This window comes from Paraburkholderia sp. 22099, from assembly GCF_052045835.1.
Lineage (GTDB): Bacteria > Pseudomonadota > Gammaproteobacteria > Burkholderiales > Burkholderiaceae > Paraburkholderia > Paraburkholderia terricola.
In genome coordinates this window covers 76912-87913 of sequence record NZ_JBQEPU010000031.1, presented here as the reverse complement: position 1 = coordinate 87913, position 11002 = coordinate 76912, and the positions used below count along the sequence as shown (strand labels likewise).

Sequence of the window (11002 nt, the reverse complement as noted above, 5' to 3'; positions counted from 1 at the left end):
CCACGATCGCCGATCGTGGACACGATCTCACTTGATCTACACTGACTCCGACACAACCATCACCACCATGCCTCACGCGCGCGCGAACGGGGAAACGGTCGGGCCGAGTCGCTTACCGATTGTCTTCACGTCATGACGTCTCGGAGTCGGAAGGCGGATGCCACGCAGATGCGCCAGACCACCGATTTTCGCGACACAGCATGCATGGCATGAGCGGTTTTTATCTCGAAGCGGCGGCCGGGTCCTCCAGCATCTGTTCCGCAGGCTGTGCCTGATCCTGCTGTTCTTTCCGACCGGCCGTATTGCCAGGCCTGATCTTGAACCAGATGGAATACATGGCCGGCAGGAACACGAGGGTCAGAATCGTCCCTGCGAAAGTGCCGCCGATCAGCGTGTAAGCGAGGGTTCCCCAGAACACGGAATGGGTCAGCGGGATGAATGCCAGGATCGCCGCCAGCGCGGTCAGGATCACCGGCCTGGCACGCTGCACGGTTGCTTCAACGAGTGCGTCGAACGGACCCAGGCCCGCCTGTTCGTTCTGGTGGATCTGACCGATCAGTATCAACGTGTTACGCATCAGGATTCCCGATAGCGCAATGAGGCCGACCAGCGCATTGATGCCGAAGGGTTGCCGGAAAAGAAGCAGGGTGGGCACCACGCCGATCAGACCCAATGGACTGGTCAGGAACACCATGACCATCGCGGAAATCGAGCGCACCTGGAAGATGATGATAAGCAGAGTGATCGCCAGCATGATGGGGAAGAGCGGCAGCATGGCGACCGTCGCCTTGCCCGATTCCTCGATGGAACCAGCCTGCTCGATGCGGTAGCCGCCCGGCAGCTTGTCCATGATGGGCTGAAGCTGCTTCGTGACTGCCGTCGATACGTCCGGCGGCTGCAAGCCATCGGCGATATCGCCCCGCACGGTGATCGTCGGCATCCGGTCGCGCCGGCGCATGATCGGCTCCTCCATGCGGACCTCGACCTTGCCGACCTGTGACAGCGGGATGCGCTGGCCGTTGGCGCCAGCCAGCGTAAAGTCGCCGATCCGGGCCGGATCGAGACGGACGTCGCCGGCCGAACGCGCCATGACCTGCACTGTTCGGATGTCCTCGCGCACGGTCGTGACGGGGGCACCGGTCAGAAGGAATTGCAGTTGTTGCGCGACCGCGCTGGAGCTCAGTCCCACCGCCTGCAACCGGTCCTGCTGCAAGGTGAAGTGCAGCGTGGGCGTACGCGTGCCCCAGTCGGCGTTGACCGTCCGCATCATCGGACTGGCCTCCATCACCTGTTGAACCTTGGCCGCAATACCGCGTAGCTTGTCCGGGTCCGGACCCGTGACCCGATAGGCGACCGGAAACGGCGAATACGGGCCGAATACGAGTTGTGTGACACGTACGCGCGCCTCGGACGCGAGACCGTTGGCGATCGCCTGGCGTAGTCGCTGCTTCAATGCGTCGCGCTCATCCTGGCTGTCTGTGCGCACCACGATCTTGGCAAACGACGGATCGGGCAGTTCCGGTCCCATCGCCAGATAGAAGCGCGGCGCGCCCTGGCCGACATAGGCGGTGACGATCCGGGCTTCCTTCTGTCTGGCCAGCCAGGCTTCCACCTCCGCCGTGGCGGCGCTGGTCTGGGCGATGGACGTGCCATAGGGCATCTGCACCTCGACCAGTACTTCGGGACGGTCGGAGATCGGGAAGAACTGTTTTTTGACCACGGACGTACCGAGTATGGCGGCGACAAAGAGGGTCACCACCGAACCGGCGACCAGCCATTTGCGCCCGATGACGCCCCTCAGCAGTTGACGGAAGCGGTTATAGCGCGGCGTGTCGTAGATCGCGCCGTGCCCACCTTTGACCTTCTTGAAGTCGGGCAGCATCTTGACGCCCAGGTACGGCGTGAAGACCACCGCGACCACCCACGACGCGATCAGTGCGATGCCGACGATCCAGAACATGTTGCTGGTGTATTCGCCCGCAGTGGATCGGGCGAAGCCATTGGGCATGAAGCCGACCGCCGTGACCAGTGTGCCCGACAGCATGGGTGCAGCGGTATGGCTCCAGGCGTAAGCGGAGGCAGCGAGTCGGCTGTAACCCTCTTCCATTTTTATCACCATCATTTCGATGGCGATGATGGCGTCGTCCACCAGCAGGCCCAGCGCCAGGATCAGCGACCCCAGGGTGATGCGGTCAAAGTTCTTTCCGGTCGCGGCCATCACCACGAAGACCACCGCCAGTGTCAGCGGCACGGCCGCGGCGACCACGAGGCCCACGCGCCAGCCCATGCTCACGAAGCTGACCAGCATGACCACCAGCAGTGCGGCGAAGAACTTGACCATGAACTCATCGACCGCCGAGCTGATGTTGACCGCCTGGTCCGTCACCTTGGTCAGGCCCATGCCCAGCGGCAGTTCGGCGTTGATCGCCCCGACCTCGCTGTCTAGCGCCTTGCCGAGATCAAGCCCGTTCCAGCCGTCGCGCATGACAATGCCCAGCAGCAGCGCGGGTTCCCCGCCGTTACGGATCATGAACGTCGCCGGATCTTCATAGCCCCGCTCGACGGTGGCAATGTCCGACAACTTCAGCGTGCGACCCTGCGCCACCACCGGCGTGTCGCGGATCTTCTGCATTTCGTCGAAGGCGCCGTCCACGCGAACCAGTACTTCAGGGCCCCTGGTCTCCACGGAGCCGGCCGGCGTCAGCACATTCTGACCGTTGAGCGCGGCAAATACGTCCTGCGGGCTGACGCCCAGCGTTGCCAGACGGTCATGCGAAAACTCGACATAGATCCGCTCCGCCTGCTCGCCAATGATGTTCACCTTCTTCACGCCGGGCACGTGCAGCAACCGCTGGCGCAGCGTCTCCGCGTCGCGTACCAGCAGGCGCTGCGGTTCGCCCTTGGCCTTGAGCGCAAACAGCGCAAAAGTGACGTCCGCGTATTCGTCATTGACCATCGGCCCGATGACGCCAGGCGGAAGGTTGGCAGCCTCGTCGCCGACCTTCTTGCGGGCCTGATAGAACTGCTCCTGCACTTCCGAAGGCGGTGTACTGTCGAGCAACGTCAAGGTCGTGAAGGCGAGGCCAGGTCTCGTGTAGGTTTCCGTCCGTTCATACCAGCGCAGTTCCTGCATGCGCTTTTCGATCTTTTCGGCGACCTGATCCTGCATTTCCTGCGCGGTGGCCCCAGGCCAGGCGGTGATGATGGTCATCACCTTGACCGTGAAGGCGGGATCTTCCGCCCGGCCCAGCTTGAAGAACGAGACGAGCCCCGCGAGCGAGATCAGGCAGATGAGGAACAGGGTGATGGAGCGCTCGCGTACGGCGAGCGCCGACAGGTTGAAACGACCTTCGCTCACGGACGGGCTCCCTCGGTCGTAGCGGCGGCGGCCTGGCCTGCCACCCGGACCTGCTCGCCTTCGCGCAGCAGATGCGCGCCGAGCGCGACGACCCGGTCGCCCTGGCTGAGCTGGCCGGCGATGCGTGCGCCATCGTCGTCCAGATGCTGGATAGCAACCGGCCGCCAGGCAACCTTTGCCGGCTCGCCGTTGATGACCCACACCCCCGGTCCCTTGCCCGCGTCGGACAGGGCGCCGATCGGCACCTGCAAGCCGCCTTGCGCGGAGGCATGTCCATCCGGAATCCGGATCGTGACCGTAGTGCCCAACGGTGCATTGGCGAGCTCTCCGTCCAGCACATACCGCGCCTCGAACGTGCGGGTCAGGCGATCCGCCACATCCGAGAGCTGCCGCAGCGTGGCCGAAACGCTGATGCCTTCCTTGCCGAAGAGCGTGGCTTGCGCGATCGAACCGGCCGCGGGGCGCAGGGTTTCGGGCAACTGGATAACGGCCTCACGGCGCCCGGCGTGGGCGAGGCGCACCACGATCTGCCCCGCGTTGACGACCTGGCCCGGCTCGACCAGCGTTTCCATGACGACGCCATCGCCATCGGCTACGAGCTCCGCATAGCGGCTCGCATTCCGGGCGACGTCGGCCTGGGCCGCGGCTGCGCTGAGCTGGGCTTTGGCCGCGTCCGCCGCCGCCTTGACCTGGTCGTAGGCCGAAGCCGAGATCGCGCCGGTGCCGCGCAGGTCGCGGTAGCGGGCTTCATCCTCCGCCGTCTGCTGGGCCCGCGCTCGCGCGGCCGCAACCGCCTCCTGCTGAGCCAGCGCAGCGAGCTTCAGATCGGCGGGGTCGATGCGCATGAGCGGCTGGCCGCGCTTGACGGCTTGCCCCGTATCCACGAGCCGCTCGAGCACCTTGCCGGAGACGCGAAACCCGAGGTCGCTCTGCACCCGGGCGGCTACGGTTCCCGTGAACGAACGCGACGCTGGAGTCGCGCTCTGGACAATGGCGACACGCACCATCGGCGCCTCGGTGCGCGGATCGGATGGTGCTTTTGCGCCGCAAGCGACTAGCGCAAATGGCAAGGAACACACGACGGTACAGGTGGCGAGGCGACGCGAGAGCATGAAAGTCCCATCGACGAAGTGATGACGGCTTTCATTATGGTTCTAGTGACCAATATAGTCAATAGTCACCTATGCTTTGCTTCAGGGCGACAGGCTGCGGAGCACCAGACTGGCCAGCTGCGCCGGCGCCTCCACTGTGTAATCGACGCTGTGTTGCAGGATGAGCGGGTTGAGGTAGGGGCGCATGACCAGGTAGATCGCCATCGCGGTCTCGTCGAGCGGCGTCTTGCGCTCGAAGTCCCCGCTCTGCCGGCCTTCCTTCAGGATGTCCTGAAGCAGCTTCTGGATGCGCTCTTCATAGGCGAGCGTCGCCTGCCAGTGCTCCGTGGCGGCCGACGCGGCAATCTCGTAAAGCTTGCGGTCCTGCGAGAACAGGCGAAGGCTGGCCTCCACGATCGACTTGAACATCCGCCGCAGCTTCTCCGGTGGCCGGTCGGCCTCTTCAACGGCCGCTTTGACCTCGCTTTCGATCTCGCGCAGACAGTTCGCGCAGATCATCTCGCCAATCGCCTGCTTGGACTCGAAGAACTTGTAGATGTACGCCTTCGAAAAGCCGATGGCCTTGGCAAGATCGGAAACGGTTGTCTTCTCGTAGCCAAAGCGGCTGAAGTGCTCGGTGGCCGCCGCCACGATTTGATCGCGCACGTCGTGGTCGGCGGGGCCGCGGGCGGAAACGGGATAGGTGATTGCACTTTTCATGATTCGCAGCTTACCGCCGCTCTCAGGAATCGACAACAAGTGACTAATATGTATTATAGTCACAATCACTTGTTCTCCTCGCCGGAAGAAACCCATGCTGCCAAAACGCATCCTTGCCATGCTCATCGTCGCCAGCCTCTCGGCAGGCTGCGCCGTCGGTCCCGATTACACCCGGCCAAACGTACCCATGCCCGAGCGGTTCCTGGGCCAGGCCGCGCTCGAGCAGCGGCAGGCGACGGCCAGTGCCGACCTCGTTACATGGTGGACGGGGTTCAGCGATCCGCAACTGACACGATTCGTCGCGCTAGCGCTGGAGCAGAATCTCGACCTCGTGCAGGCATCCGCTCGCGTCGCGCAAGCGCGTGCGGGACTTGGGGCGGCGAATGCCGCGTTGCTGCCTTCCGGCAATCTCAGCGGCCAGGCCGCCCGAGCCTATCAATCCGTTGAAACGCCGCTGGGGCGGGTCTTGAACTCGACGCCGGGCTTCGACCGCTACGGCAACGCTTACGAAGCCAATCTTGGCGCGAGCTGGGAACTGGATGTGTTCGGAGGGCTGCGTCGTGGACGGGAAGCGGCGCTCGGCGAGTACCAGGCTTCGGAAGCGGGCGCAGCGGCCACGCGCCTGGCTGTGGCGGCACAGACCGCCGACACCTACATCAGCATCCGTGGCTTGCAAGCCCGTCTGAACGTTGCCCGGCGGCAGGTGCAGACCCAGCAGGATCTGCTCTCCACGATCAACCTTCTGTATGGCAAGGGCCTGGCGGCCGAGCTTCAGGTGAGGCAAGCCGAGGGAGCGCTTGCCCAGGTCCGGGCCTCCGTCCCCGTCCTCGAGACGGGTCTGGACGCGGCGATGAACGCACTGGACGTGATGCTGGGTGCGCAGCCCGGCACGCATCGCGCAGAGCTGGTCGAAGCTGGCGACATCCCGGCCGCCCCGCGGATGGCGGCCACCGGATCGCCAGGTGAGTTGCTCAGGCGCCGGCCCGACCTGATCGTGGCTGAGCGGCGCCTCGCCGCATCGAATGCGCGCATTGGTGTCGCCATCGCCGAGTACTACCCCAAGCTCTCTCTCAGTGGACTGATCGGCAGCGCGACATCAGTGGCTAGCGGCAATCTGTTTTCAAGCGGCGCCAACCAGGCGGCCGGCGTGCTGGGGCTGCGCTGGCGTCTGTTCGACTTCGGCCGGATCAATGCGCAGATCGATCAGGCCAAGGGCCAGGAGGCCGAGATGCTGGCTGCGTATCGGCTTGCTGCACTACATGCAACCGAGGACGTGGAGAACGCCTTCTCGGCCCTGGTCAAGCGCGAGGAACAGGCTGCCGTGCTCACCCAGGGAGTGGACTCGCTCGGCCGCGCGCGAGCGGCCTCGTTTGCAGCCTATCAAAAAGGTGTCGTCAGTCTGATCGAAGTCCTGCAGGCCGACGAAAACCTGCTCCGTGCCTCGGATGAGCGCGCGCAGGCGCAAACCGAATCAGCACGTGCAGCGGTCGCTGCCTTCAAGGCACTCGGGGGAGGTTGGCAAGCTGGCGACCTGGAAGCAGTCGCAATCAGGTAGTAACCGTATGCGCCCGTAGCGCCCAGGGAGGGCATGGAATTTTGCCGTCTCCGTTGTTCGATGGCCGTTGCCGGGGGCTCCGTTTCGCCCGTCTGTCGAAAGGTGCCTGCTGTTGCTTGCCGTCACGCGACGGAACGCATCGTTCCGTCCGCGCCACGCGCCGCATCGGGCTGATAACGCAACGAGACACTTGTGCCAGATGACTCGATACCTTGCCGCATGCCACGTAAACGATTAAGCCGAGATGAAGCCCGCGAACAGACTCGCTTGCGCCTGCTCGACGCAGCGGCCCTGCGCATTGCAGGGAAAGGGCTGGCTGCGACCAGCGTGGAGGACATCGCCGCCCACGCCGGCTATACCCGCGGCGCGTTCTATTCGAACTTCGACAGCAAGAACGATCTGTTCCTCGAACTGCTCCGGCGCGATCATCAGAACGTGCAGGAAAACTTGCGGAAGCTGCTGGATGCAGACCCGCGCAGCGAGGGGCTGCAAAAGCAGCTCACCTTGTTATACGCACAGCGTTATCGTGACGAGGGCAACTACGTCATCTGGGCAGAGGCGCGTCTGCACGCCATGCGTGACGCGAAATTCCGGCAACGCATGAACGCCCTGTGCCTGGAAAAACGCGATATGGTCGCGTCCTTCATCGAACATTTCCGCAAACGCGTCAATATGCAATCGCCAGGTCCTTGCACCGACTACGCGCTCGCCGCCATCGCATTGATGGACGGCATCCTTTACTTCAACATGACCATGCCCAACGAACTGCCGACCGCTTCGGCCGAAGCGGTTCTATGCAATGTCTTTACAGAAATCTTCGGTTTGAAACCGCAATAGAAATAATCATCGCGGACTCTTGGGTGTGCGGGAGTTGCTTATCTCGAGACCCACATGCCCCGGATCTTCAGGTAGGTCTCGCCGACACGTCACGAGCGACCCGCAGGCGTAGCAAAGCGGTTCCAGCGCGTATCGGAAGAAGTTTAGGGGCCCAGAGAAGCTTCTGCACGTTCTTTTAGAATCAGTGCCTTCGTGCAGAGTGGTACGAGGGGACGAAGAGCTTTTTTGAAACGCTTGATGCCGTGCTTTCGAGAATAAATGAAGGTGGATTCACCCATGAAGCGCTTTTGAACATGCCGGACTTCGTAGGCCCGGAGCGAAATCATGTTGCGTCGACATGAGTTCCAGTTTTTAAGAATCCAACTACCTATGCGAAAGAGGTGCGACCCGATTGAGAACGCTCAAAACGCGAGCCCAGCGGAAATTGCAGACCTCTTGGTGCGAGAGCTGTCTACGTCCTTGCTGCGGGCTGGTGTGTAGTAACGGTCTACCTCGTCATCAAGGCTCACACCAACTTCAACACCGGACGGTCATTCCCGCAGTTGAGACCATTTCCGAGGAGTCTTCAGGCCGCGACAGCCGATCCGCAAAATGTTGCTCTCGGGTGACTTCGCGGAATCGCGGATCGTTCAAATCGAACGGCTGCAAGTCAACGTCACGCACGCGAGCGGCAACGCCGTCGTGTTCCACGCTCAGGACATCGCCTATCCGCGCTGGTTGAGATAGGCAATCGCACGAATACTGCTTCAGGCAACTCTGCCCATTCGGCGGTGAAAGGCAAATACAGCCTGACGACCCAATCCTTCCCGAGATGCACCGCAGCGTATCAACGAATAGACGACGGATGATGAGCAAGCGCAGTCACCTTCATCGTCATATACGGAAACAGCGGCAGACCCGAAAGGATGGCGTGAAGTTCGTCATGTGATTCAACATCGAAGACGCTGTAGTTCGCATACTCACCCACCACGCGATGCAGTTGCCGCCACTTTCCTTGCCGTTGCAGTTCTTGCGAGTAAGCCTTCTCACGAGCCTTGATCTCATCGGCCTGAGCAGCGGGCATGTCGTGCGGCAGATGTACGTCCATCCTGACGAGGTAAAGCATGATTCCCTTCCTGAAATGCGACGTTCCAGCCAGCCGGACTGACAAGAGACGGTCGGAGTAATGGCTTCCAAGTTGAACGGCGCGTGCTCAGATTCCTTTGTCGCGACGGTAGAAGGCGAGCTTGTCTTCATCGATGTGGAGGCCGAGGCCGGGACCCTCTGGCATGTGAAGATCGAAGTCCCGATATTGCGGTCGCGTAGTAACGATGTCGTCTTTCAACAGCAGCGGTCCGAACAACTCGGTACCCCACGCAAGCTGCGGAAGAGCGCTGAATCCGTGCGCCGAAGCTATCGAACCAATGCTACCCTCGAGCATCGTGCCGCCGTACAGCGACACGCCGGCGGCATCCGCAATGGCGGCGGTACGCATCATTCCGTAAATTCCACCGGACTTCGCGATCTTCAATGCGAACACGTCCGCACACGCACCGCGCACGAGTTCGAGGGCGTCCTCCGAGCCGGTTACTGCTTCGTCGGCCATGATGGGCACGATGAAACGCGATGCGAGTCTGGCGAGCGCTGCGCGTTGCTCTCGCGGCGTGGGTTGCTCGATGAGGTCGATGCCGGCGGCTTCAAGCGCTTCGATTCCCAGCGCCGCGTCAACCTCGTTCCAGGCCTGATTCACGTCTACGGTGACCTTGGCACGGTCGCCGAGCGCGGCCTTGATTCTCGATACGTGCGCTACGTCATCGCGAACGCTGCGCCGGCCGATCTTCAGCTTGAAAGTATTGTGGCGACGTTCCGCAAGCAGCGTTTCCGCTTCATCGATGTCGCGTTGCGTATCGCCGCTTGCGAGCGTCCACAGGACCGGAAGCGTCTTGCGGACAGCGCCGCCAAGAAGCGTTGAAACCGGCACGCCCAGGCGCTTGCCCTGAGCGTCCAGCAAAGCCGTTTCAATGGCGCACTTGGCAAACCGGTTTCCCCGCGCAATCTTGTTCAGCTTGAGCATGGCGCCGTTGATGTTGGTCGCGTCTTGCCCAACGATTGCAGGTGCGAGATAAGTATCGATGGTCAGCTTGATGCCTTCGGGACTCTCGTCGCCGTACGACAGACCGCCGATCGTCGTGGCTTCGCCAAGACCCTCGATGCCATCGCTCGAGCGCAGACGGACGATCACCAGGGTTTGTTGCTGCATCGTCGCCATGGCTAGCTGATGCGCGCGAATGGTTGGAAGATCAACCACAATCGCTTCGACGGAGGTGATTTGAGCGTTCATACCTGGAATGTTGGAGTGGAGGGCTTGCTGAAGTATTGCGTGCCCAATTGCCCGATGTCCAACACCGTTGACGTCTAGTGCCATACCCAGTGGGTATGGCGAATATCACCGCTCAGGATCGTTGCGAGGTGCGTGGTCGATCTGCTCCTCCTCGTACAGCCGATAGATGAGTTCAAGCATTTCCCGAATGTCCCGCGACTCGTCGAGCGCACGCATGCTCATGATGATCGGCGAAACCAGAGTCGGGTCGTCGAGTTCCTTGTAGCTCACATCGTCCCGCTTCAAACCGTACACACTACTCGGAACGACAGAAATTCCTTCCCCCGCCGCCACAAGGCCCAGCGCGATCTGCAACTCTCGTACTTCATATATCCGGCGCGGCTTGAGGCCGCGGTCCTCGAATGCCGAGAGCACCTGGTCCGCATAACTGGGGCGCGGCGCCTTGGGGAAAATAATCAAGGTCTCGTTGACCAGGTCGCCGAGCGCAAGGACGGGCTTGGCTAGCGACAGCGAGTGCCCCTCGGGTAGGGCAACGATCATCTTCTCCTCGCGCAGAATCACCCGGCGGATGTGTGCGTCCTCGTGCCGGATACGGCCGAACCCGACGTCGATTCGACCGTCCTTCAGCGCTCGAATCTGGTCCATCGTCGACATCTCATGGAGGCTGAGTTCGACTGTCGTGTTCTCATCGCGGAAGCGCCGGATGATTTTTGGCAGCATTCCGTACAACGTCGAACCCACGAAACCGACGGAGAGACTGCGCTCGATGTTGCCCACGCGCCGCGTCATCGATTCGAGTTCGGACGTTTGGGCCAGCAACTGCACGGCATGAGCGTAGAAGAACTTGCCCGTCTCGGTGAGCTTCAGCGGACGCGAGTCGCGCTGGAATAGCTGCACCTCGAGAATCTCTTCGAGCTGCTGGATCTGACGGCTCAAAGGCGGTTGGGCCATGTTCAGCCGCTGTGCCGCGCGCGTGAAATTGCGTTCCTCGGCCACGGCGACGAAATAGCGAAGATGCCGCAGTTCCATTTCAATACCTCACGGATATAGACCGATACTAAATCAGTGTTGGACTGGGCATTCCAACGTCCACTATTCTGCATTTACACCCGGTTTCAGCG

General features: G+C 61.9%; 9 protein-coding genes. 3 read left to right on the top strand and 6 right to left on the bottom strand.

Annotated features, from left to right (window positions below; all coding sequences use genetic code 11):
- Positions 1–220 precede the first annotated feature (220 nt).
- The 3 genes from ACTJLC_RS25330 to ACTJLC_RS25320 form a co-directional block, all read right to left on the bottom strand.
- Positions 221–3358 (bottom strand): efflux RND transporter permease subunit, encoded by a 3138-nt coding sequence (locus ACTJLC_RS25330; protein WP_440845558.1) that lies wholly within the window; start codon positions 3356–3358, stop codon positions 221–223.
- Positions 3355–4470 (bottom strand): efflux RND transporter periplasmic adaptor subunit, encoded by a 1116-nt coding sequence (locus ACTJLC_RS25325; RefSeq protein ID WP_310133587.1) that lies wholly within the window; start codon positions 4468–4470, stop codon positions 3355–3357. The genes ACTJLC_RS25330 and ACTJLC_RS25325 overlap by 4 nt, the downstream gene beginning before the upstream one ends.
- Positions 4471–4551: 81 nt before the next feature.
- The gene (locus ACTJLC_RS25320; protein WP_310133584.1) at positions 4552–5169 is read right to left on the bottom strand and encodes a TetR/AcrR family transcriptional regulator; all 618 of its coding nucleotides are present in this window, start codon (positions 5167–5169) and stop codon (positions 4552–4554) included.
- Positions 5170–5263: 94 nt separating this feature from the next.
- Between ACTJLC_RS25320 and ACTJLC_RS25315 the strand changes: the two genes are divergently transcribed.
- From ACTJLC_RS25315 to ACTJLC_RS25305, 3 genes are all read left to right on the top strand, one after another.
- On the top strand, positions 5264–6724 hold the full coding sequence (locus ACTJLC_RS25315) for a TolC family protein (RefSeq protein WP_310133582.1): 1461 nt from the start codon (positions 5264–5266) through the stop codon (positions 6722–6724).
- Positions 6725–6943: 219 nt separating this feature from the next.
- Complete coding sequence (locus tag ACTJLC_RS25310; protein WP_310133580.1) at positions 6944–7561, top strand: TetR/AcrR family transcriptional regulator; 618 nt, start codon at positions 6944–6946, stop codon at positions 7559–7561.
- 591 nt (positions 7562–8152) lie between these two features.
- On the top strand, positions 8153–8287 hold the full coding sequence (locus ACTJLC_RS25305; protein ID WP_310133577.1) for a hypothetical protein: 135 nt from the start codon (positions 8153–8155) through the stop codon (positions 8285–8287).
- A 100-nt stretch (positions 8288–8387) separates the two neighbouring features.
- Here ACTJLC_RS25305 and catC read toward each other — a convergent pair whose 3' ends face one another.
- The 3 genes from catC to ACTJLC_RS25290 form a co-directional block, all read right to left on the bottom strand.
- On the bottom strand, positions 8388–8666 hold the full coding sequence (gene catC, locus ACTJLC_RS25300; protein WP_310133575.1) for a muconolactone Delta-isomerase: 279 nt from the start codon (positions 8664–8666) through the stop codon (positions 8388–8390).
- Positions 8667–8753: 87 nt separating this feature from the next.
- Positions 8754–9881, bottom strand: a complete 1128-nt coding sequence (locus ACTJLC_RS25295) for a muconate/chloromuconate family cycloisomerase (protein ID WP_310133571.1) — start codon at positions 9879–9881, stop codon at positions 8754–8756.
- Between the two features lie 105 nt (positions 9882–9986).
- Positions 9987–10910, bottom strand: a complete 924-nt coding sequence (locus ACTJLC_RS25290) for a LysR family transcriptional regulator (RefSeq protein WP_073428038.1) — start codon at positions 10908–10910, stop codon at positions 9987–9989.
- Positions 10911–11002 lie beyond the last annotated feature (92 nt).

Bases quoted from the DNA above. Each gene is read 5' to 3' on its own strand.
- ACTJLC_RS25320 (WP_310133584.1), bottom strand. From the start codon at position 5,169: ATGAAAAGTGCAATCACCTATCCCGTTTCCGCCCGCGGCCCCGCCGAC.
- catC (WP_310133575.1), bottom strand. From the start codon at position 8,666: ATGCTTTACCTCGTCAGGATGGACGTACATCTGCCGCACGACATGCCC.
- ACTJLC_RS25295 (WP_310133571.1), bottom strand. From the start codon at position 9,881: ATGAACGCTCAAATCACCTCCGTCGAAGCGATTGTGGTTGATCTTCCA.
- ACTJLC_RS25290 (WP_073428038.1), bottom strand. From the start codon at position 10,910: ATGGAACTGCGGCATCTTCGCTATTTCGTCGCCGTGGCCGAGGAACGC.
- ACTJLC_RS25310 (WP_310133580.1), top strand. From the start codon at position 6,944: ATGCCACGTAAACGATTAAGCCGAGATGAAGCCCGCGAACAGACTCGC.
- ACTJLC_RS25325 (WP_310133587.1), bottom strand. From the start codon at position 4,470: ATGCTCTCGCGTCGCCTCGCCACCTGTACCGTCGTGTGTTCCTTGCCA.
- ACTJLC_RS25315 (WP_310133582.1), top strand. From the start codon at position 5,264: ATGCTGCCAAAACGCATCCTTGCCATGCTCATCGTCGCCAGCCTCTCG.
- ACTJLC_RS25305 (WP_310133577.1), top strand. From the start codon at position 8,153: ATGTTGCTCTCGGGTGACTTCGCGGAATCGCGGATCGTTCAAATCGAA.